The organism is Pseudogemmobacter sonorensis (assembly GCF_042762395.1).
Classification (GTDB): Bacteria; Pseudomonadota; Alphaproteobacteria; order Rhodobacterales; family Rhodobacteraceae; genus Pseudogemmobacter; species Pseudogemmobacter sonorensis.
The window spans coordinates 15,506-36,993 of the sequence record NZ_JBEFZE010000036.1; the positions used below are offsets into that span (position 1 = coordinate 15,506).

Annotated in this window: 19 protein-coding genes and 1 pseudogene; 7 read left to right on the forward strand and 13 right to left on the reverse strand. The window is 68.7% G+C overall.

The window, feature by feature from the left end; all coding sequences use genetic code 11:
- Positions 1-98: 98 nt before the first annotated feature.
- Positions 99-2,390, reverse strand: coding sequence for a glycosyl hydrolase family 28-related protein (locus ABNX41_RS18625; RefSeq protein WP_438671200.1), 2,292 nt, complete (start codon positions 2,388-2,390; stop codon positions 99-101).
- Between the two features lie 221 nt (positions 2,391-2,611).
- On the opposite strand from ABNX41_RS18625, the gene ABNX41_RS18630 reads away from it, so the two are divergent.
- Positions 2,612-3,082, forward strand: a complete 471-nt coding sequence (locus ABNX41_RS18630; RefSeq protein ID WP_438671201.1) for a DUF1203 domain-containing protein — start codon at positions 2,612-2,614, stop codon at positions 3,080-3,082.
- A gap of 21 nt (positions 3,083-3,103) precedes the next feature.
- Here ABNX41_RS18630 and ABNX41_RS18635 read toward each other — a convergent pair whose 3' ends face one another.
- Positions 3,104-4,696 carry a lysine--tRNA ligase gene (locus tag ABNX41_RS18635; protein ID WP_438671202.1) on the reverse strand — a complete coding sequence of 531 codons (1,593 nt, stop codon included), beginning with the start codon at positions 4,694-4,696 and terminating at the stop codon, positions 3,104-3,106.
- A gap of 109 nt (positions 4,697-4,805) precedes the next feature.
- On the opposite strand from ABNX41_RS18635, the gene ABNX41_RS18640 reads away from it, so the two are divergent.
- On the forward strand, positions 4,806-5,225 hold the full coding sequence (locus ABNX41_RS18640; protein WP_438671203.1) for a tellurite resistance TerB family protein: 420 nt from the start codon (positions 4,806-4,808) through the stop codon (positions 5,223-5,225).
- A 365-nt stretch (positions 5,226-5,590) separates the two neighbouring features.
- On the opposite strand, the gene ABNX41_RS18645 is transcribed toward ABNX41_RS18640, so the two are convergent.
- Entirely contained in the window at positions 5,591-6,202 is a 612-nt protein-coding gene (locus ABNX41_RS18645; protein WP_438671204.1) for a hypothetical protein, read from the reverse strand.
- A gap of 490 nt (positions 6,203-6,692) precedes the next feature.
- Here ABNX41_RS18645 and ABNX41_RS18650 point away from each other — a divergent pair, with 490 nt between their 5' ends.
- Positions 6,693-7,040, forward strand: a complete 348-nt coding sequence (locus ABNX41_RS18650) for a hypothetical protein (RefSeq protein WP_438671205.1) — start codon at positions 6,693-6,695, stop codon at positions 7,038-7,040.
- Here the strand turns inward: ABNX41_RS18650 and ABNX41_RS18655 are convergent.
- The 4 genes from ABNX41_RS18655 to ABNX41_RS18670 form a co-directional block, all read right to left on the reverse strand.
- A complete protein-coding gene (locus ABNX41_RS18655) occupies positions 7,022-7,720 on the reverse strand; it encodes a helix-hairpin-helix domain-containing protein (protein WP_438671206.1) in 699 nt (232 codons plus the stop codon). The genes ABNX41_RS18650 and ABNX41_RS18655 overlap by 19 nt on opposite strands.
- A gap of 49 nt (positions 7,721-7,769) precedes the next feature.
- Positions 7,770-9,197: an OmpA family protein gene (locus tag ABNX41_RS18660; protein ID WP_438671207.1), complete on the reverse strand. Its 1,428-nt coding sequence runs from the start codon at positions 9,195-9,197 to the stop codon at positions 7,770-7,772.
- A 107-nt stretch (positions 9,198-9,304) separates the two neighbouring features.
- Positions 9,305-10,759, reverse strand: a complete 1,455-nt coding sequence (gene dacB / locus ABNX41_RS18665) for a D-alanyl-D-alanine carboxypeptidase/D-alanyl-D-alanine endopeptidase (RefSeq protein WP_438671208.1) — start codon at positions 10,757-10,759, stop codon at positions 9,305-9,307.
- Positions 10,760-10,944: 185 nt separating this feature from the next.
- Positions 10,945-11,598 (reverse strand): nicotinate-nucleotide adenylyltransferase, encoded by a 654-nt coding sequence (locus ABNX41_RS18670; protein WP_438671209.1) that lies wholly within the window; start codon positions 11,596-11,598, stop codon positions 10,945-10,947.
- Positions 11,599-12,166: 568 nt separating this feature from the next.
- Between ABNX41_RS18670 and ettA the strand changes: the two genes are divergently transcribed.
- Complete coding sequence (ettA, locus tag ABNX41_RS18675) at positions 12,167-13,822, forward strand: energy-dependent translational throttle protein EttA (RefSeq protein WP_438671210.1); 1,656 nt, start codon at positions 12,167-12,169, stop codon at positions 13,820-13,822.
- Between the two features lie 595 nt (positions 13,823-14,417).
- Here the strand turns inward: ettA and parA are convergent.
- The gene (gene parA, locus ABNX41_RS18680; protein ID WP_438671211.1) at positions 14,418-15,044 is read right to left on the reverse strand and encodes a ParA family partition ATPase; all 627 of its coding nucleotides are present in this window, start codon (positions 15,042-15,044) and stop codon (positions 14,418-14,420) included.
- Between the two features lie 276 nt (positions 15,045-15,320).
- Between parA and ABNX41_RS18685 the strand changes: the two genes are divergently transcribed.
- Positions 15,321-15,506 (forward strand): hypothetical protein, encoded by a 186-nt coding sequence (locus tag ABNX41_RS18685; RefSeq protein ID WP_438671212.1) that lies wholly within the window; start codon positions 15,321-15,323, stop codon positions 15,504-15,506.
- Positions 15,507-15,778: 272 nt separating this feature from the next.
- Positions 15,779-15,985 carry a cold-shock protein gene (locus ABNX41_RS18690; protein ID WP_438671213.1) on the forward strand — a complete coding sequence of 69 codons (207 nt, stop codon included), beginning with the start codon at positions 15,779-15,781 and terminating at the stop codon, positions 15,983-15,985.
- Positions 15,986-16,221: 236 nt separating this feature from the next.
- Here ABNX41_RS18690 and ABNX41_RS18695 read toward each other — a convergent pair whose 3' ends face one another.
- Together ABNX41_RS18695 and ABNX41_RS18700 are read right to left on the reverse strand one after the other, a co-directional pair.
- Positions 16,222-16,665 carry a hypothetical protein gene (locus ABNX41_RS18695; RefSeq protein ID WP_438671214.1) on the reverse strand — a complete coding sequence of 148 codons (444 nt, stop codon included), beginning with the start codon at positions 16,663-16,665 and terminating at the stop codon, positions 16,222-16,224.
- Between the two features lie 132 nt (positions 16,666-16,797).
- A complete protein-coding gene (locus ABNX41_RS18700; RefSeq protein WP_438671215.1) occupies positions 16,798-18,072 on the reverse strand; it encodes a mechanosensitive ion channel family protein in 1,275 nt (424 codons plus the stop codon).
- Positions 18,073-18,734: 662 nt separating this feature from the next.
- Here ABNX41_RS18700 and ABNX41_RS18705 point away from each other — a divergent pair.
- On the forward strand, positions 18,735-20,054 hold the full coding sequence (locus ABNX41_RS18705) for an LLM class flavin-dependent oxidoreductase (RefSeq protein WP_438671216.1): 1,320 nt from the start codon (positions 18,735-18,737) through the stop codon (positions 20,052-20,054).
- 355 nt (positions 20,055-20,409) lie between these two features.
- Here ABNX41_RS18705 and ABNX41_RS18710 read toward each other — a convergent pair whose 3' ends face one another.
- From ABNX41_RS18710 to ABNX41_RS18720, 3 genes and pseudogenes are all read right to left on the reverse strand, one after another.
- Complete coding sequence (locus tag ABNX41_RS18710; RefSeq protein ID WP_438671217.1) at positions 20,410-20,730, reverse strand: cupin domain-containing protein; 321 nt, start codon at positions 20,728-20,730, stop codon at positions 20,410-20,412.
- 6 nt (positions 20,731-20,736) lie between these two features.
- Positions 20,737-20,964 (reverse strand): TOBE domain-containing protein, encoded by a 228-nt coding sequence (locus tag ABNX41_RS18715; RefSeq protein WP_438671218.1) that lies wholly within the window; start codon positions 20,962-20,964, stop codon positions 20,737-20,739.
- A gap of 92 nt (positions 20,965-21,056) precedes the next feature.
- Positions 21,057-21,245, reverse strand: a pseudogene (locus ABNX41_RS18720) (LysR family transcriptional regulator); the annotation flags it as partial.
- Positions 21,246-21,488: the final 243 nt, after the last annotated feature.

Consider the following 21,488-nt stretch of genomic DNA (forward strand, 5'->3'; position numbering starts at 1 on the left):
CAGGCCCTTGCGCGACAGGACCTCTCGCAACCGGCGAATGCGCAACGGGCGCCCCCCGCGAAGGGGACGCCCGGCTTTGCCGCCGCTCGCGCCGGGGCTCAGGTCGGCACATCCATCCGCATCGTGACGATGGCCTTGCCCTTCAGCGCCTCGTTCCAGCGCAATTGCACCTGATTGTTGCCCGCGCCCTGCCCCGGCAGCGCATGGGGCGCGGCATAGCGCATCGCATTCGCGGCGGTCGTGAGCGCGCCCTCGGTCTGCACCGCCTCGACCATGCGGATGCGACCGCCGAAGGGGATGAAACCCGAGGCGTTCACGGTCCAGACCTCGGCGGCGGTGTTCTGGCTATGGGCGAAGACGATCGGGTTCGAGATCGACTGGGTGACCTGGTTGAAGGTGTTGCCCTCGACCCGCACATCGCGCGAGCGGCTGAAATCCAGCGAGGCGAAGGTGGTGTCCACGCTTTCCACCCGCGGCACCACCGCGTTGAAGACGCGGAAGGTGTTGTTGGTGATCGAGACGCCGTTCAGGAAATGCCCCGGCCCGTGCGGCTTGATCACGATCCAGCGGAAGGCCGAGGACACGTCCGAGGCGATGAAGATGTTCCCGGTCAGGCTGAGCCCCCCGAACGAGAATTCGTTGTCGAACTCGGGCGCGTGGTCGTGCTCGTTGCCCCATTCGATGAAGCAGTTGTCGATGTAGTTTCCCTGCACCACGGTCGCCACATTGGTCTGGGTGAAGACCAGCCCCGCCAGCCGCACCCCCGCCGACTGGTCGTCGCCCTGGAAGAAATGGTTGGCGTAGATCATGTGGCTGGTGCCGTTCAGCACCGCGAAATGGCGAAAGCGCACGATGCGGTTGTTGCGGATCTTGGCGTCGTTGGCGTTGATGTTCACCGCGATTGTGGTGCGGTTCTGCGCCGCCAGCGCCTGTTCGTTCGAAAGGAACTGGCAATAATCGATATAGACGCCCTGGCAGCCGGTCCCCGACGAGGTGATACCGCGATCCTTCGGCCGGTTGAAGGTGCAGTTGTCGAAGCGGAAGACCGAGCCCGCCTGCGCCATCATCACCCCCGAGGACCGGCCGAGGCAGTTGAACTCGATCTCTTTCAGCTCGAAGCGCGACAGCAGCGAGAAGCCCGAGAAATCGAGCTGGTAGCGAAAGCGCCGGAAGGTGTAATTGCGGGTTCCGGCGGCGCCGTAAAGCGGCTCGGACAATTCGATGGTGCCCGCGCCCACGTTTTTCGACCGCACATAGATCTCGCGCCCGACGCCGGTGCCCTGCACCAGCGCCCCCACCGGCACATTCGCCACATTGCCGACCGCCGTCAGCCGGGTCTGATGCGAGGCGGGGCTGTAGGTCGCGACCGAGGTCACCACCTCATCCGTCCAGCCCGGGGATTCCACCGCGTTGAGCGAGCCGTTGAACAGCACCCGGCGGTTCGAGAACGAGGTGATCCCGCTCAGTTCCGACACGTCGATCGGCCCGGCCAGGTCGACCCGGCGGCCCGACATGTCGAAGGTGACATGGTCGTTGAAGTGGAACAGCGCCTGAAGCGCGCGGCGAAACCCCTCCAGCGTGCTGCCATAGGCCGCGGCATAGGTGTCGAGGTCGAAGTTCCGCGTCAGGATCAGCCGGTTGGCGGCGGGCTGGGTCACGGTGCCGACGAAGCGGATCGGCGAGGAGATCGTCAGGTTGCCCGCCAGACGGTAGGTGCCGGGCGAGACCAGGATCGTCCGCCCCGCCGCCGCCGCATCCGCCGCCTGGAAGGCCGCCGCGTCATTGGTGGTGCCGTTCCCGGTCGCGCCGTGGTCGCGCACGTCGACGACGCCCAGCATCTCGCGCAGGAAGACCGAGGTGACATCCTCGACCTCGATATCGTCGATCCTGACCGTGCCGCCATTGGCCCCGGTCAGGTCCAGCCCGATATGCGCGATCACCGGCGCGAGGCCCCAGACCAGATCGACGCCGGGCCGGTTGCCCGCGCCGATGATCGCGCTGACCGTCACCACCTCGCCATAGGCGGGCAGCGCCACCGCCGTCCCGGCCTGCGGCGCGGAGCCGACATTGCCGCCCGCCGCATTCCCCGCCCAGGCCGCGACCCGCACCGAAGGCAGGTTTCCCGCGATCGCCTTCACCCGCAGGGTGACGCGGATATACATGTCGGGGCGCAGCGGCGTCTCCATGAAGGCGCGCAGCCTCTGGGTGCCGGTGGTCTTCTGCATCTCAAGGCAGGGGCCGAAATCCTGGTCGTTCGCGACCAGCACCGCATTGGCCGCCCCCTGATACGAGGCATCGCCCGGACGCCCGTTCACGCTCGACCAATTGGCCAGACCCGCCGCGAAGGCGGGCGGTTGCAGCACCAGACCCTCGGTAATCACCTTGCTCATCGAATTCCCCCGTTTCGGCCGTTCGGACAATGGCCAGCCCGTGCAGGCGGCCCTGCAACCGAGGTATCAACAAGGGATTAACGCAGGCTCTGCCCGGCGCGCGCGGCAGTCGCCCCCCGCGCAACGGCGGGCGCCCCCGCCCGCAACCGATTGCGCAGGAAACGGATTGCCACAAGCGCCCTTCGCGGGATCATCCGCCGAAAGCCTGCAAGGAGAGCCGCATGACAAGGATCCGCTTTCTTCCGCTTCCCACCGACAAGGTGGATGCGCTGCGCAGGGGCGGGACCGACGCCCATGGCCTACCGCCCGAGCGGACGCTGTCCGACGGGTCGGACAATCCCTGCCGCCATTGCCTTGATTTCATTCCCGAAGGGGCCGGAATGCTGGTACTGGCCTGGCGGCCCTTCACCCGGATCCACCCCTATGCCGAGACCGGCCCGATCTTTCTTTGCGCGCAGGACTGCCCGGCCTGGCACGGCGCGGGCCGCCCCCCGATCCTGTCCAGCCCGGACTACCTGCTCAAGGGCTATACCGCGGATGAGCGCATCCGCTACGGCAGCGGAAAGATCGTCGCCAATGCCGGGATCGAGGCCTATGCCGCCGAGCTGCTCGCCGATGACGAAATCGCTTTCGTCGATGTCAGATCGGCGCGGAACAACTGCTTTCAGCTTCGGATCGCCCGCGCGGACTGAGCGAGGGGCGCGCCCGCCCCCTCAGCCCGCCAGTTCGCCCGCCAGTGCCCGGTCGATCAGCGCGATGGTCTCGCCCACGCCGTAAAGCGCGATGAAACCTCCGAAGCGCGGCCCTTCGGAGGCGCCCAGAAGCACCTCGTAAAGCGCCTTGAACCAGTCGCGCAGCGGCTCGAACCCATGTTCCTTGCCGATGGCGTAGCAGATGTTCTGCAAGGCCTCTTCCTCGGCCTCGCCCTCGGCCGGGCCCGCGAATCCCTCAAGCCGGGCGCGCAGGTCCAGGATGGCCGCCCGCTCCCTGTCGTCGGCCAGCCGGAACACCCGGTTCGGCGCGATCTTGTCCTGGAAATAGCGCAGGGCGAATCCCGCCGCCGCATCCAGGTCGGGATTGGCCTCGGGGCTGGCCTCGGGCGCATAGCGGCGGATGAAGCCCCAAAGCCCCGCCGCATCCTTGGCCCCCGCCACCGAGGCGAGGTTCAAAAGCATGGCGAAGGGCACCACCATGGTCGAGACCGGCGGCCGACCGTGGTGGATGTGCCAGACCGGATTGGCCGCCTGCTGCTCGACCGTCTGCGCCGGAAAGGCGCGAAGCTGCTGGTGGTATTCGTCCACCGCCTTGGGGATCACATCCCACCACAGCCGCTTGGCGGTCTTGGGCTTTTGATACATGAAATAGGACAGGCTTTCCGAGGCCGCATAGCTCAGCCATTCGTCGATGGTCAGCCCGTTGCCCTTGGATTTCGAGATCTTCTGGCCGTGTTCGTCCAGGAAAAGCTCATAGGTGAAATGGTTGGGCTTGCGGCCCCCCAGCACCTCGCAGATCCCGTCGTAGATCGGGGTATTGGTGCTGTGATCCTTGCCATACATCTCGAAATCCACGTCCAGCGCCGCCCAGCGGGCGCCGAAATCGGGCTTCCATTGCAGCTTCACCTGGCCGCCAGTGACCGGCAGCGTCCATTCGCGCCCGTCCTCGTCGTCGAAGGTGATGGTGTGGTTCGCCGCATCGACATGTTTCATCGGCACGTAAAGCACGCGCCCGGTCTCGGGGTGGATCGGCAGGAAGCACGAATAGGTCTGCTGGCGTTCCTCGCGCAGGCTCTTGAGCATGATCGCCATGATCGCGTCGTAGCGTTCGGCGCAAAGGCGAAGCGTGTCGTCGAACCGGCCCGAGCCGTAGAAATCGGTCGAGGAGATGAATTCATACTCGAACCCGAAGGTATCCAGGAACCGCCGCAGCATGGCGTTGTTGTGGTGCCCGAAGCTTTCGTATTCGCCGAAGGGATCGGGAACGCTGGTCAAGGGCTTTTGGATATTGGCGCGCAGCAGGTCCTGGTTCGGCACGTTCTCGGGCACCTTGCGCATGCCGTCGAGATCGTCGGAAAAGCAGATCAGCCGGGTCGGGATGTCCGAGATCACCTCGAAGGCGCGGCGGATCATCGTCGTGCGCGCCACCTCGCCGAAGGTGCCGATATGGGGCAGGCCGCTGGGGCCGTAGCCGGTCTCGAACAGCACATGGCCCTTTTCGGACGCCTTCTTCTCATAGCGTTTGAGAAGCGCGCGGGCCTCTTCGAAAGGCCAGGCCTTCGATGTCATCGCCGCGTCGCGCAGGGTGGTCATGTCTTTGCTCTCCGGGAAAGGGCGCCTGATGCGCCCCGGCCCCGGTCCTCTATTGCCGCCCGCCCCCGCCGTCAATAATCTCGCGCCCGCGCAGGAACAGGAGAATGCGATGCCCGACACCCCGCCGATGTCCCCGCAGGACGCGCTTCTGGCCGTCATGCTCGCCTGTTCGGCGGCCGATCAGAACATGCGCACCGCCGAACTGGTGGCGATCGAAAGCGTGGTCGACCACATGCCCGCCTTCGCGGGCTACGACACCGACCGGATCCGCCGCGTGGCCCAGACCGTGTTCGACCTGTTCGAGGAGGAGGACGGGCTTGACGCACTGTTCGGCCTGGTGCGCGACGCCCTGCCCGAGCGGCTGAACGAGACCGCCTATGCGCTGGCCTGCGACGTGGTCACCGCCGACCGCCACCATTCCGAGACCGAATTGCGCATGCTTGAGGAAATGCGCGAGGCGCTGGCGATCGACCGCCTCCACGCCGCCGCCATCGAATGGAGCGCCCGGGTCCGCCACATGGTGCCCTGACCGCGCCGGTCGGGGGCCGGTGGGGCCGCCCGGCCCTTCACCCGGGCCCTGCGCCCTGAACCGGCCCGAAGCGCCCTCGGGAAGCGCGACAGTTCGAGGGTCGGCAACGGACAGGGAAAACCACGGCAGCACATCCCTTGCCCTAGACCCAGGCCCTTCGTCCCGAGCCAACCTGAAGCACCCTCAAGAACGCGCCGCCCCTCCGGGGTCGGATCAGATTGGAAAGGTTGAGGCGGCAGCCTCCCCCTGCCGGACACTGTTGCGCCGAATTTGCCCGAAATGCCCTCGGGGAACGCGACGGCTCAAGGGGCGGGCCACCGCCCCAACCCTGGCCGGAAAACGCGCCACCCCCGCTCGGCAACCTGCTAGAGCGCGAGGAAGATCTCGGTCTCGAAGGCGCCCTCGACCTCGCGGCAATCCGCCCCGTCCGGCTCGCCCTCCCATTCCGACACGGCGCAGAGCACCGCCGAGAACCGGCCCGCGACATGGCCCTTCTCGCCGTCGAACTCGTAGCGGCTGAAGCTCAGCGCGGGCTGCGACACCCCTGCCGCGCCGCTGACCCAATAGGGCGGGCCCGAGATGTCGGGATAATAAAGCACCTCGGCCGCTCCGGTTTCGCCATCCACCGGCGAGCCGTCGAAATCCAGCACGATATGCAGGTTCGCCCCGCCGCCGTCGGGCCGTTCCGTGCCGGTCAGGATCAGCGAATCCATGCCCGGGATCAGCGCCATCCCGGTCGCCGCCGGGGCCACCGTGGCCGACCCCACCCGCACCGTGTCATAGACATAACTGACGGTGTAGTAGTCCAGCACCTCCTCGCCGAAACCCCAGCGGACGCCGCCCGAAACCGTCAGCCCCTGCACCGCCTCCTCGGCATGCAGGGCCGAGGGATGGGCGGCGGCCAGGACGGCAAGGCCAAGCGCCCCCGCCCCCAGGCCCGTCACCAGAAAAGAGGCAGCCGCGCGGATCTTCGTCATCTCGGGTTCCAATTCCTTCAGTATCGCTCCGCCATGCTGCGTCCCCCGAAAGGGCCGTTGGGCCGCCGTGCCCGCGGGACCGAAGGCCACAGGGCGAAAAGGCAAGAGCGCCCGGGCACTTCCCGCCCGACCGGTTACGACCCGGGCTCCGGGTCGATCGCGGCGCAGTTCACCCCTCATGGCGGGCAGGGTCAAGCGAAACCCGCAACCCGGCCGATCCCATCGGCGTGAGACGAAGGCGAGGCCCCCGCCCCCCGGGGGAAGACGCATCGTCCCGAAATCCTGCCGCTCCCACTGCCACGCCCGCCCGATGCCCCCAGGGCCGCGTCCGCTGATCGCCCGCAGGCAGACCGTCGCGACACCCGCCTTTCCGACTTTGAGTGATCCGCACTCCAATGGCAGAGTTGCGGTGCACCGGACCCGGCAACCTCGCCCCCGCCCGCTCAAGTCCCCGGCGACGCCCTCCAGACGGAACCCCGCCCCGGGACATGTGCCGCGCACTCCCGCTCCAAGCGATGCCAGGCATACGGGCCACCAGCGCCTGCGCCTCCCTCACCACGACCAGGCGCTTGCGGCTTGCGCCTTCGGCTTCGGCTTCGGCTTCGGCTTCGGCTTCGGCTTCGGCTTCGGCTTCGGCTTCGGCTTCGGCTTCGGCTTCGGCTTCGGCTTCGGCTTCGGCTTCGGCTTCGGCTTCGGCTTCGGCGAAATCCGCCGGTCATTCCTGTGGCGCAAGGTCCCCCGGACATGCAAAAGGGCCGCCCCGGCGGGCGGCCCTGCAAGATCACCTGGCGCTCGCTCTCGCCGCCGCCAAGCGGAAGATCAGCCCTCGCCGCCCTGACGGGGCGGCAGGCCCGCGGCAAGATCCCTGGCCTGGACCACCCATTCGTCGCGCGTGACCCGGCCCTTGAACCCTTCCAGATTCTCGTCGACCCAGGCGATTTCGGCGGGCGTCCATTTCGCGATCTGGTCGAAGTGGAAATAGCCCAGCCGGTGGCACAGCCGTTCCAGCACCGGCCCCACGCCCTTGATCAGCTTGAGGTCGTCCGGCCCCCCTTCGCGCGGCGCCTCCAGCGAGACCGGCCGCGCCGCCTCGATCACCCGAGGGGGCTCCGAAACCGGAACCGGAGCGGGATCGGCGACCGGATCCGCCGCAGCCACGGGCGCAGGCTCGACCACAGGCAAAACCTCCGGCTCCACCACCGACGCCGTGCTTCGCGCGGTCTCGGCCCGGCAATCGGCCAGGGCCAGTTCCAGCCCACGGATGTCGCCGACCAGATCCTCGCCCCGGCGACGGCATGATGTCAGTTCCGCCTCAAGCCCGGCGATCCGGCCCGCCTGCTCCTCCGAGCGTTTGCGGCTCGCCGCGAGTTCGGCGCCCAGCCCCTCGTCGGCGCGATCCGCCGCAAGGTTCACCTCGCGCCGCGCCCAGATCAGCCAGCCCGCGAACAGCCCGACCAGCGCGGCAAGCGCCAGCAGGACCCAGATTTCCGAAAGCAGGAAACCCCATTTTTCGAACATCTTCACACTCCCGTATCGCCGCCAGGCCGGTCGGCATTGCAAATATACATCATTCGGACCAGATGATGGTCGTGCGCCGGTTCAGGGCGCGGCCCGCTTCGGTCTCGTTGTCGGCCACCGGCTGGGCCATGCCGTAGCCGCGGGCGCGCAGCGCCTGCGCGGGCACGCCGCGGGCGATCAACTCGCGCCGCACCGCCTCGGCACGCAGGCGGCTGAGGTTCAGGTTCAGCACCTCGTCGCCCTGGTTGTCGGTATGGCCGCCGATCTCGGCCCGCAGCCCCGCAACCTCGGCGCAAAGCACCATGAAGCGCGCCAGCTCGTTGATCGCCTGCACCGCGCCCTGGTCCAGATCGGCCGAGCCGGTGACGAAATTGATCGCTACGCCCGCCAGCACACCGTCCGCCGCCGCCTGGCAGCCCTCCAGCGTCGCCGCCACCTCGGGCAGTTCCAGCCAGTAGCCGCCCATGTAACGCTCGGTCGCGCCGCTGGCGGCATTGTCGCGCAGATCGCCGTTCTCGCCCTCGGGCCGCACCACCGCCACCTCGGCCGCGATCCCGGCTCCGGCAAGATCCCGCGCCAGCGCGTCGGCGAAACTGTCCTCCTGCACCTCGACCCGGGCCTGCACGCCCTCGGGCGAGGCGTCCAGCGCCAGCCCCTCGATCCGGGGCAGCCAGCCGCGCAGCGCGGCCAGAAAGCCCGCATCCGCCGCCTCGCCCAACAGCGCGAGCTTCGGTGCGCCCTCGACCCGCGAAAGGCCGAGCGCGGCCGCCAGCCCCTGCGGGTCGAGCCCGCGCGGCAGCTTGCCCGAGACCGTCGCCCCCCCGGCCGCCAGATAGTCCAGCCGCCAGGCCGCGGGCGTGCCATCGTCCAGCAGCGTCAGGTCCAGATCCACCACGCCTTCCGGCAGGTCGGCCAGGGCGGCATGGACCGCCCCCGCCTCGTCCGGCCCAAGCGCCACGCCGCGCAGGGCGAGGCGGTCGTCGACCAGTTCCATCACCCCGCTTTCCAGCGGAGCCAGCGCCGCAAGCCCGCGCCGCGCCAGATCCTCCCAGCCCCCGGGCGCGCCCGAAGCCAGCACCAGCCCCTCGCCCGCCGGGCCCAGATCCAGCGCCCCGCGCAGCCGCTCGGTCGGCAGATGGCCGGTGGCATGCAGCCCGTCGGCGCCCTTCTCGACCGTCAGCGCGAAGGGCGAAACCCGGTCCAGCACGCGGATCTCCTCGGTCACCACCCGGCGCCCCGCCACCGCATCCAGCCGCGCCAGCACGGCGGCCTTCTCCCCGGGCGTATCGGCGATGCCGCTGGCATGGATGTCGCGGCCCGAAACCTCGGCCGTGATCGGATGCACCGTCTCGCCCACCGCGCCCGCCGCATCCGCCGCGATCGCGGTCTCGATCTGCCGGGCCGAATTGCCCTGCGCCCACCAGCCCAAGCCCCCGGTGCCCAGAACCAGCACCGCCACGCCAAGGAAACTCCGCATACCGCCCACCCGCTCGTGATCCGTCCAGATCCCGAATGCCGCAGCTCATATGCGAAAGAAAGCAAAATCTTCACGCAAGCGTGAAAAACCCGCACCAGATCTGGTGGTCAGGCGTGAAGCGAGGCCCACCGGCTGATCAGCCGTCCCTGCAAAAGCCGCGACCGCGCCGTCCAGTCCGAGGCGCCGGGGGGCTGTTCGCGCTGCGACAGCGGCACCGCGTCGCGTCGCGCCGGATCGCCGGTGAAAATGGCGAAGGCCATCTCGCGCCCGCCGGGGGGCGAGATATAGCCCGCCAAAGCCGAGACGAAATTCAGCGTGCCCGATTTCGCCCGCACCTTGACCGGATGGCCCTCGATCACCTTGCCCGCGTCGTTGCGCATGCCGGTGTCGCGCAGGATCGGCTTCAGCCCCCGGCCCTCGGCCTCGGCCCGGACCAGCAGCCGCGCCATGTCGGCGGCCGAGATCCGCGACGCGCCGCCAAGACCCGAATGATCGGCGAACCGCGCCGAGACCCCGAACGAGGATCTCAGCCAATCCGCCATCGCCCGGCCCGAGGCCTCCAGCCCCCCCTTGCCGCTGGCGGCAAGGCCCGTGCATTCGGCGGTGATATTGGTGGAAAACCGCAGCATCTCGCGCAGGACCTCGGGCAGGGCAAGGCTGGTCACCCGGCCCAGTTCCTCGCCCTGCGGCAAGGTGCCGACCGCCCGGGCCTCGGGCAGGGCGATCCCCTGCGCGCCGGCAAGGGTGCGGAACACCCCGGCGGTGTAAAGCCCCGGCAGCCGCACCGGCAGCCAGCGCGAGCCGCCCTTGCCAAGCGCGCCCGAGGCGACGGTCCAGTCCTCGCGCGCCTCCCCCTTCGAATAGGTGTAGATCGGGGTCTCGCGCCGCGCGACCTTCATCGCCACGCTGTCCACGCCGGGCACGAAACGGCTGCCGCGCGCATCCATCGCCACCGACCAATCCGCCCCCGCGCGCTTCCATTCGAAATGCACGCGGTTGAAATTCAGGTTCAGCCCCGAAAGCGCCGGGTTGTAGCCGACATGGTCGGGCTGGTCCTGGGCCACGCGCGACAGTTGCGGCAGCGCGCCCTCCCAGTAAAGAAAGCGCCCCCGCACCCCGCGCAGGCCGCGCTTTCGCAGATCCGCCACCAGATCGCCGAGCTGGTCGGTCTGAAGCGTGGGATCGCCGCCGCCGACCAGCACCAGATCGCCCTCGACCATGCCGTCGCGCATCGGCCCGGTCGCCAGGACCCGGGTCAGGAAGCGCCGCCCCGACCCCAGGCTTTCCATCGCGTAAAGCGCCGTCACCGCCTTGGTGACCGAAGCGGGCGGCATCGCCGTCTCGCTCTCGCGCGCCTCGAGCACGGCGCCGCTCCTGGCATCGACGACCACATAACCCACGGTCCCGGTCAGTTTCGCCGCCTGGACCAGCGCCTCGGCCCCGCCACCGGCCGCCCCCGCGCCAGAGCCCCCCGCGTCGGAGCGCGATTTCGGACGGGGCGAGCGGTCGATGATCTCGGCGCAGGCGGGCAAGGCCGCCCCCGCCAGAAGTCCAGCCAGCATTCCGCGCCGCGTGATCACCCTGTCGCCCCCTCTGTCCCAACGGCCCCGCAGGACCCCGTCCTTCCCGCCTTAGCGCGAAAGCCCCAAGATTCGCCAGCAATCCGAACGGCGCCTAGCCCCGAAACCCGCCCCCGCCCCTTCATCTTGGCCGAAATATCCCGGGGGTGAGGCGCGTGCCACGCGCCTCAGAGGGCAGCGCCCCCTTCTTCTGCCCCGCCGACGCCTCCCCCGCCGGTATCCCCCCTGCCCCGCCAGCCGCCGCGCGCCCGGATCTCGGAAGACGAGGCATCGTTCATCGGCAGGTTCACGAAGACCCAGGCCGGCGGGCGCCGGTGCGCCAGCACCTCGCCGCGCGCCACCGAGCGGCCGCGATAGATCTGCGCCGCGACCGAAAGCCGCGCGCGCAGGCCCGCGCCCGGCCGCGCCAGCACCCCCACCGGCACCCGCGCCATGATCTCGCGCCAGCGGTCCCAGCGGTGGAACCCCGCCAGATTGTCCGCTCCCATCAGCCAGACGAAGGTGACGCCGGGATAAAGCGCCGCCAGGCGCCGGATGGTGTCGGCGGTAAAGCGGGTGCCGAGCCGCGCCTCGATCCCGCTCACCTCGACCCTGGGGTGATGCATCAGCCGACGCGCATGGGCGATGCGCTCGGCCAGCGGCGCGGGCGGGTTCGGCTTCAGGGGATTCCCGGGCGAGACCAGCCACCAGATCCGGTCCAGCCCGATCCGCTTCAGCGCCTCACGCGTGATATGGACATGACCCTCATGCGCGGGATCGAAGGATCCGCCCAGAAGGCCGATCACCATCCCCCGCGCCGCCACCGGAAAGCCCTGACGCATGGGCGCCCCCTCTCGCGATCAAACCGCCGTTACGACCGACCCGCCGCGGCACCCGATCCGGCGCCATGATCGATCCGCCGTTCCTGACCGCCGTTACTGGGCGCGCGCGGCTGCGGCTGTCAAGGCCCCAGGAAGACCCGGATTCGGCCCATCCGGGCCCGAGCGGCCGCGTCGACCCATGGAAAGCGGCACCGGCCCGGACGGGCCGCGAAAGGATCGGCCGGAAGAAAGCTGGCCATGAAAGCCCCGCCCGTGAAGGCGCGCCCCAAGGCAGAACGACCCAAACAGGACGGCCCGGACAGGATGGCCCGAACCAGGCGAGCCGGACAGGACGGCGCAGGACCGGAGCCGCGAGCCAACACCCCTTGATCGCCGTCTCCTCCGGCCACATCCCCTGCGCCCGGACCGACACTGCGCCTCGGCCTCCCGCCTCGCCTCGCGGCCCCCGCAAACCCTCCGCCCGACACGCGCTCCATCTTCGCCTCCCCCCTTTCGCCTCCCGGTCATTGCGAAGACCGCCCCGGGCCGTTACATGCGGGAAAACCCCGAATTCTGCGGAGCAGACCCGATGGCCAGCTATCAATACGTCTATCACATGGACGGCGTGTCCAAGACCTACCCCGGCGGCAAGAAGGTGTTCGAGAACATCCGCCTGAACTTCCTGCCCGGCGTCAAGATCGGCGTCGTCGGCGTCAACGGCGCGGGGAAATCCACGCTCCTGCGCGTCATGGCGGGCTGGGACAAGGATTTCACCGGCGAGGCCTGGCACGCCAAGGGCGCGACCGTGGGCTACCTGCCGCAAGAGCCGCAGCTCGACGAGGCGCTCGACGTGCGCGGCAACGTCAAGCTGGGCGTCGCGGCGAAACAGGCCAAGCTCGACCGCTACAACGAACTTGCCATGAACTACTCGGACGAGACCGCCGAGGAGATGGCCGCCCTGCAAGACGAGATCGACGCCGAGAACCTTTGGGATCTCGACAGCCAGATCGACATCGCGATGGAGGCCCTGCGCTGCCCGCCCGACGATGCGGCGGTGGCCAATCTCTCGGGCGGCGAGCGGCGCCGCGTCGCGCTGTGCAGGCTGCTCCTCGAAGCGCCCGACATGCTGCTCCTCGACGAGCCGACCAACCACCTCGACGCCGAGACCATCGCCTGGCTGCAAAAGCACCTGATCGAATACAAGGGCACGATCCTGATCGTCACCCACGACCGCTATTTCCTTGACGACATCACCGGCTGGATCCTGGAACTCGACCGCGGCCGCGGCATCCCCTACGAGGGCAATTACTCGGCCTGGCTGGAACAGAAGGCCAAGCGCCTGGCCCAGGAAGCGCGCGAAGACCGCTCGCGCCAGAAATCGCTCGAACGCGAGCTGGAATGGATCCGCGCCGGCGCCAAGGCGCGCCAGGCCAAGTCCAAGGCCCGGATCCAGGCCTATGAGGAAAAGGCCAGCCAGTCCGAGCGCGAAAAGATCACCACCGCCCAGATCATCATCCCCAACGGCCCCCGCCTCGGCGGCAAGGTGATCGAGGTCGAGAACCTGACCAAGGCCTTCGGCGACCGGCTGCTGATCGAGGATCTGTCCTTCTCGCTGCCGCCCGGCGGCATCGTCGGCGTGATCGGCCCGAACGGCGCGGGGAAATCCACGCTGTTTCGGATGCTGACCGGCAACGAGACGCCCGACGCGGGCGAGATCTCCCTGGGCGATACCGTCAAGCTGGCCTATGTCGACCAGTCGCGCGACGCGCTCGACCCGAACAAGACCGTGTGGGAGGAAATCTCCGACGGGCTCGAAGTGCTGGAACTGGGCGATGCCACGATGAACAGCCGCGCCTATTGCGGGGCGTTCAACTTCAAGGGCGGCGACCAGCAGAAGAAGGTCGGGCTGCTGTCCGGGGGCGAGCGCAACCGTGTCCATATGGCCAAGCTCCTGCGGCGCGGCGGCAATGTGCTCTTGCTCGACGAACCGACCAACGACCTGGACGTGGAAACCCTTCAGGCGCTCGAGGCCGCGCTGGAGGATTTCGCAGGCTGCGCGGTGATCATCAGCCACGACCGCTTCTTCCTCGACCGGCTCTGCACCCATATCCTCGCCTTCGAGGGCGATGCCCATGTCGAATGGTTCGAGGGCAATTTCGAAGCCTACGAGGCCGACAAGATCCGACGCCTGGGCCCGGATGCGGCCGAGCCGAAACGGGTGAAATACAAGAAATTCACCCGCTGACGGACAAGAATGCGGCGCGTCGCCTCCCGCGACGGGAGGACCCGACGCGCCTGTGCCGGGCCGAAAGGACTCTTCGGCTTTCGCGCCACGGGCATCACCGCCCGGACGGAAGGCCCGCGAACCGGGCCGCGGCCGGGGTGATCGACATCGCCCCGCAAAGCTTCATGTGAGGCCGGGCAGGGGGCGCTGCCCCCTCGGGCTGGCGCCCTCACCCCCGGGATATTTCGGCCAAGATGAAATGATTTTCGCGAAAGCCCCTTCATCTTGGCTTAAATATCCCCGCGCGGAGCGCTTCCCCGGCCAGCCATAGGGCGGCGTGGAGGGAATGGTGCAGGTCCGCCGGAACAAGGCCCGGGGAACCCCTTTCGCCTCCCCGGCGTTCCTCCCTTGCGATACGCAAAGCCAATCAGACCAGACGGAGGACGACCCATGAAAGGCATCGGCGCTTGGCTCCTCGGGATTCCGATCCCGATCATCATCCTGCTTTACCTTTTCGATGTCTTCTGACGCGGACACACTGGATGCGGCCGGGGGCCCGAACGCGCCGTGGCGGGGTTGCGAGGCCGGAGCGGATCGCGCTCCGGGCGCGCGCCGATCACTCCAGCGCCGCCAGGATCTCATCGGCCAGGGCGGCGGCTTCGGCCGCCGCCAGGCCGCGCGTCTCGGCCACGCCCAGCCCCTGTCCCAGCGTCTCGGCATAGGCGACGCGGGTCGCAAGCCGCGCCACGGCGACGCCCCCCAAAGCCTCGGCCGCCTTGGCCACCTCGGCGGTCAGCCGCGTCCCGGGCCGCATCCGGTTCAGGACGATCAGCGCGCGGCGCCCCTCGCGGTTCACAAGATCCATCACCCCGTCCACCGCCCAGAGATCGACCATCGAGCCCGAGACCGGCACCAGCACCAGATCGGCCTCCCGCAGGGCCGGGCGCAGATCTGCATCCACCTTGGGCGGCGTATCGACCAGCACGATATCGGCCGCTTTGCGCATCTTTTCGCATTCATAGCCGACGCCCCAGGCCGAAGCGGTCGAGAATTCGACCCCCGCGCCCGCGGGCAGGGCCGCGCGCCGGGCCATGAACCAGCGCCCCAGAGAGCCCTGCGGATCGGTGTCCAACACCCCCACCCGCAATCCGCGCGCGGCGAAGGCCACGGCGAGATTGACCACAAGCGTCGTCTTGCCCGCCCCGCCCTTCTGCTGCGCGACCGTGATCACCCGTCCCGTCATCCGCGTCCCTCCCCCGATCGACCGCCCCGAGGTTGCGCTTCCGCCCCAGGCTTTCGCTCGGGGCCGCGCAACTGGTCGGCCGGAACCATCCTCGCCGCATCGCAGCATAGCGCGACTCGCCCCGACGGCAAAGCCCCGTCCTGCCCGCCCCGTTCCGACGGCCCGCATCAAAGGTGCCGAGGCGCCGGGGCGCGCGGTCCCGGAACTTCCCCGTCTTTGCCCTATTTCGGCCCGATTTCGGCGGCCCAATCGAGCTGGGCAACAGGAGGACCGGACATGGCGGCGATAGTGGTGATCGGAGGCGGCGCGACCGGATTCCTCGTCGCATTGTTTTCGCTGTTCCTCGGCACCGGGCTCTGGGCCGCGCTCGGGCTGTGGTGCGCGGTCGGCTTCGCCACCAGCCTTCTGGCCGGGGTCTTCGCGCTGATCCCCCGTCGCAACACGCTCGTCACCGAATACTGACGCCAGTTGCCGACACGGGGCCGCTTCGGCCAGATGCCGAAGCGCGGGCGCGAATCGCCCTGATCGCCGTGCCAGAGCGCGCCAGCACCGGACGGCCCGCCCTTCCCCTGCCATGATACTTGTGCGAAGCGGGCCAAAAGGGCATAATATAGGCTGCGACGTTATCTTCTTTCGACCTGTCTCCGATCCTCGGCCGCAGTCCTCGACCAAAAGCTGACTGCGCCGGGCCACCGCATTCCGTGGGTGGCAAGACACTGACAGGAGTATTCACGATGGCCAAGGGCACCGTGAAATGGTTCAATGAAACCAAAGGCTACGGCTTCATCGCCCCTGAGGGCGGCCGCAAGGACATCTTCGTCCACATCACCGCGCTGGAGCGCGCCGGCCTGCGTGGCCTGAAGGACGGCCAGCCGGTCACCTTCGACATCGAGACCGGCCGCGACGGCCGCGAGTCGGCGACGAATCTCGCCCTGGCCTGAGGCCTGAGCACGCGCCGGGGAGACCCCCTCGGGCAGCGGCAAGGCTGAAAACGGCATGGCTCCGGCCATGTCGTCCACGGCAGGATACCAAACGGGCGGGGCCTTTCGCGGCTCCGCCCGTTTCGGTTTCCGCCCCGTTTCGGTTTGCGTCGGGTGAAGTTTCGGGCGGGCGAGCTTCCTCGCATCCGCCCACGAAACGCGTGGCGGGTCCGGGGCCGACCGCCGCAAAGGCGGGCTCAGGCCGCGCGCGGCGCAAGCCGGTCGCGCAGGGCATGTTCGAAGCCGACCCGCAGGCTGATCGTCGAGACGGGCGCGCGCAGGCAGGTCGGGCGGGCGCGGATGGCAGGGAAATCCTGGCGCACGAAATCGCGGCCCAGAAGGATGAGCGGCAGGTCGAGCCCGAGCGCGACCAGCGTCTGGTTCAACCGCTCGCCCGCCTCGGCCCCGCCAAGCGAATCGCAATCCGCCACGATCAGGCCGAAATGCAGCGGATCCTCGATCACCCGCGCCAGGGCCCGCGCGGGATCGGCCTCGGTCTCGACCCCGCCGGCAAGGGCGGCAAGTCGATGCGCCAGCGCCGGGGCGCCCTCGTCGGCCAGAAGCAGCATGCGCATGTCCCAGCCGACCGCCGCCGAAGCCGCCACCGATGAATTCTGGTCGAAATCCCTGCTGTATCGCATGTCGCCTGCCCGCTACCTGTTGTTTTGCAGGCCCAGGATGACGGGGAAATCGGGTCAGAATATGCGCTGAATCGGAAGATTCCGCGACCGGGGCGCCTTATCATCGCCCGATCTTTCGGGGCGCATTCCCCGTCACGCCCCCTCGGAGGGCGGGACGAAGGCTTCCCTGCGGGCAGACGCCTCGCCCGCGGCCAGCAAGCGGCCGAAATCGCTGCCCGAGGGCGACTGGAACAACGCAAGGCCGAATTCCGGCGCGATCGCGATCAGATGGTCGAAGATGTCGGACTGGATCCCCTCATATTCCGCCCAGGCGATGGTGGCGGTGAAGCAGTAGATCTCCAGCGGCAGCCCCTCGGGGCCGGGCGGCATCTGGCGCACCAGCAGCGTCATGTCCTGGCGGATGCGGTCATGGGCCTGAAGATAGGCCTGCACATAGGCCCGGAAGGCGCCGATATTGGTCATGCGGCGGCGGTTCCCCGGCGTCTCGGCCTCGGCCCCGAGGGCGGCATTCCATTCGGCCAGTTCGCGCGACTTGTCGCCCAGATAGCCCCTGAGCCGCGACAGCCGCGACAGGCGGGCCTGCTCTTCCTCGGTCAGGTAGCGGATCGAGGACATGTCGATGTTCAGCGCGCGCTTGATCCGCCGCCCGCCCGATTCCTGCATCCCGCGCCAGTTCTTGAACGGCTGGGTCACCAGGCTGCGGATCGGCAGCGTGGTGATGGTGCGGTCCCAGTTCTGCACCTTTACCGTATGCAGCGCGATCTCGACCACGTCGCCGTCGGCGTTCATCGCGGGCATCTCGATCCAGTCGCCGACCTTGACCATGTCGGTCGAAGAGATCTGCACCGAGGCGACCAGCGACAGCAACGTGTCCTGGAACACCAGGATCAGCACCGCCGTCAGCGCGCCAAGCCCCGACAGCAGGATCAGGGGCGAGCGGTCGATGATCGCCGCGATCATCAGGATCGTCGCCAGCGCATAGACGACGATGGTCACCACCTGCACATATCCCTTGATCGAGCGCCCCGCCGGCCCCGAGCGTCGGCGCCAGATCGCCTCGAACAGGGTCAGCGCCGCCGCGATGGCCATGGCGATGACAAGGATGATGAAGGCATTGGCGACATTGCGGATCACCGCCGCCACGGCGAAGGGCAGCCCCGGCACCGCCATGATCCCCGCCGAGATCACCAGCGCGGGCGCGGCATTGGCCAGCCGCGCGATCACGCCCGAGCGCACCACCTCGGGGCCGTTGATGAAATGCGCGCCCGAGATCAGCCGGTTCAGCACCCGGACCAGCGCCACCTTGACCACGAAATTCACCACCAGCGCGGCAAGGAAAAGCGCGATCAGCCAGAAGAGGGTCTCAAGCCAGGGGTAAGCGCCCGCAATATCCTGAATATATTCCATCCGTCACTCGTTCTCGCGGATCTGCGCCCGCCGTTCCGTTCCGCCCGCCGTGGTCGGGGGCCCGCTGGTAACGGGCTGGGCCCGCCGTTCTTCCCGGCTTTCGCGCCGAGGCGCCCGCCTCGCCGACGGCGCGGTCCCCGGTTTAGCCGAGACGGACCGGGAAAGGCCAGATCGGCGGTGGCAGCATGCCGTTCCCCGCGCACCTTGCCGGCCCCGCCTTGCCCCGCCCGCCTTGACGGAGACCCTGCGCCCGCCTGAAAGCCACCCGCCCGAAAACCGATGGCGCCCATGAGGGCGCCCGAAGCGACTGCCGAGCCGGACCGACAACGCGCGGAACCGAACCGGGTTCCCCGGCGGATCGATCATGAGGCGGCAGTCGACCGGCGGGATGAAGCCGCCCGGCTCCGCTTCGCGCCGGGAACCGGCCCGCGCCTTGCCGCCCAGGCGGAACCGCCGCCCTGTCCCATTCGCTGCACCATTTGTCGCATTCGCAATATATCAGCATGTTCCGACAAATGATATAAACCACCTGCGACAAATGCCCCGGCGCGGGCCGCAAGGCCCGGACGCGCGGCGCCGCAACCTCCTCATCCCAGTCCATGTCCGGGCCCGCCCGGGCCAGGCCCCCTATTGCCCGTTCCCATTCAGCCAAGGATCCAGCGATGACCACACCGGCCCGTCAGATGCACATTTCGGTTCTTGCCCTTGCGGCAGGCAACAATATCGCCGCCTGGCGGATGCCGGATGCCCAGGCAGGGTCGATGAACCTTCCGCTTCTCAAGCACATGGTCCAGACGGCCGAGCGCGGGAAACTCGATTTCTTCTTCATCGCCGACACGCCGCATACCGCGCCCAATGTCCATCCCTCCTGGGTGGTGCGGCTGGAGCCCTTGACGCTGCTGGCGGCGCTGTCGGCGATCACGACGCATATCGGCCTCGCCGCCACGGTCTCGACCACCTATACCGAGCCCTACAACCTTGCCCGCTACATGGCCTCGCTCGACCACCTCAGCGGCGGGCGCGCGGCCTGGAACGTGGTGGGCGGCGCCTTCCCGCAGGCGGCGGCCAATTTCGGGCGGCTGCCACATCCCGCGCATGGCGACCGCTACAGCCGGGCGAGCGAGTTCATCGAGGTGGCGAAGGGCCTGTGGGACAGTTGGGAGGACGGCGCCCTGGTGATGGACAAGGCCTCGGGCAAATATATCGACGCCGCGAAGATGCATGTGCTGAACCACGAGGGCAGGCATTTCAGCGTCAAGGGCCCGCTGAACATCCTGCGCCCGCCGCAGGGCTATCCGGTGATCGTGCAGGCCGGGGCCTCGGAAGAGGGACGCGACATGGCCGCCGCCACCGCCGAGGCGATCTTCTGCGTGGTCTCGAACATCGAAGAGGGCAAGGCCTTCCGCGACGACATCCGGGCGCGGGCCGAGGCGCATGGCCGCAACCCCGACCATCTGAAGGTGCTGCCCGGCATCTTCGTCATCGTCGGCGAGACCGAGGCCGAGGCGCGCCGCAAGCTTGCCGCCCTGGGCGAGATCATCGAGCCCGAGACCGCGATGAAGGTGCTCAGCGACTATATCGGCCAGGACCTGTCGCAACATCCGCTGGACGCGCCGGTGCCCGACTTCCCCTCGACCGAGATGATGCAGGGCTATGCCGTGGCGCTGCTGGACATCGCCCGTGAAAAGGGCCTGACACTGCGCGAATTGCGCGATCTGGTCGCGGCCACCCAGGGCCATGTGCTGTTCATGGGCACGCCCGGGCAGATCGCCGACGATCTTGAGGAATGGTTCCTGGCCGGGGCGGCGGACGGCTTCCAGCTGATGCCGCATTACTTCCCCGGCCCCTTCGACGAATTCGTCGATCTGGTCGTGCCGATCCTGCAAGAGCGTGGGCTGTTCCGCAAGGAATACTCTGGCACCACCCTGCGCGAGAACATGGGCCTGCCCTTCCCCGATCATCCCGCCCGCAAAGGCGCGTGACGCCGCGCCCGGAAGGGGAATCGGGTGGGCGCCAAGCGCCCGTCCCGCCCTGGCCCGCCCTGCCCTGCCCGCAAAGTGGCGTGCCAAGGCGGGCGGGTCGCAACCGTCTTCCCGCCCATTCACCACGCGCGGCGCCGTGCGGGACCGGGCGTCGGGCCGTGGACGCCGCCCCCGACCGATTTCCCCGGATGCGAAAGCGGCCCCGGGGGCCCCGGGCGGGGCCTCTGTCAGGCTGTCGGCGGGGAGGGCGAAGCCCGTCGACGGGGCGGAAAGCGGTCGGCCCCTGGAAACGCGGCGAAGGAACCCCGCCCCGCCTGTTCCGTCCGCCGTTCGGGGCGCAACCGCCCCAGAGCGACTATTTCCTGTCGATATCGACCCAGATCGAACGCGCGACCGTGACGCCCTCGTTCCATATCCGGTGCGGCCGAGGCGAGGCGAAGGAGATCAGGTCGCCCGAGCCGAGCTGATAGGCCTCGCCCTCGACCTCGACCATCAACTCGCCCTCCAGAAGCAGCCCGTATTCATGGCACTCATGGGCGCGGGCGGGTTCGCCCTGGTCGCCCTCGGGCGCATATTCGTTGACCGAGATGGTCACGCCGTTGACCCGGTCGTCCTTGATCACCCGCCGCACGCGGCGCGCGTTCATCTCGGTCGGACGGACATCGGCGCCGCGCACCGGCCCCTAGGCCAAGGGGCGCGCCCGGGCCGGATCCATGCGCATCGAGATGCGCTGGCCGCCGAAATCCAGCCAGACCAGCGTATCGGCCCCCAGAGTCTCGCGCAGCCGCACGGGCGCGGCAAGGCCCGGCGCCCCGGGCGCGGCAAGGCAGATATTCTCGGGCCGGATGCCGAAGACCACCCTGCCCGGGCGGGTGCAGCGTGCCGGTGAACTGCATCGCGGCAATGCCAAGCCCCCCCCACGCCCAAGGCAAGCCCATCGCCAAGGACGGCCAGCGTCAGCAATCCCGTCAGCGCCGTGATGACATGCCCACGAATGACAGGTGCGAGGTCGAGGTCATCTTCCAGCTTGCGGATCGCCTGGGAAAGGATGGGCTGGGTCACGTTGCAAAGCTCGGCCGCGCGCCAGAAATGCTCGTCCTCGGCCAGCACCACGAAAAACCTGAGATGACGGATCAGCATCGCCCCGCCTTTTGCGGCGGTGGATCGCCGACGATATGTTTGAAAAGACATATTGAAAACCGCAACGCCGGGCAGAGCGGCAGGCCAAGGCCCGCCCCATGCGGATGGAGGCGGGCGCAGGGGAGGGCGTGGCGCTGGCGGCCGGGTTCCGAAAGTCGGACAGGCCGGGGACACCGGCCAGATTCCGGCGGTTCGCCACCCGGCGCCGTCCCGGGCCCGGCAAGACCTGACCGGGGCCCGACCGGGGCCGACCTTGCCCGCCCATCGGGGGCGGTTGCGGGCGGAATCGAGGCC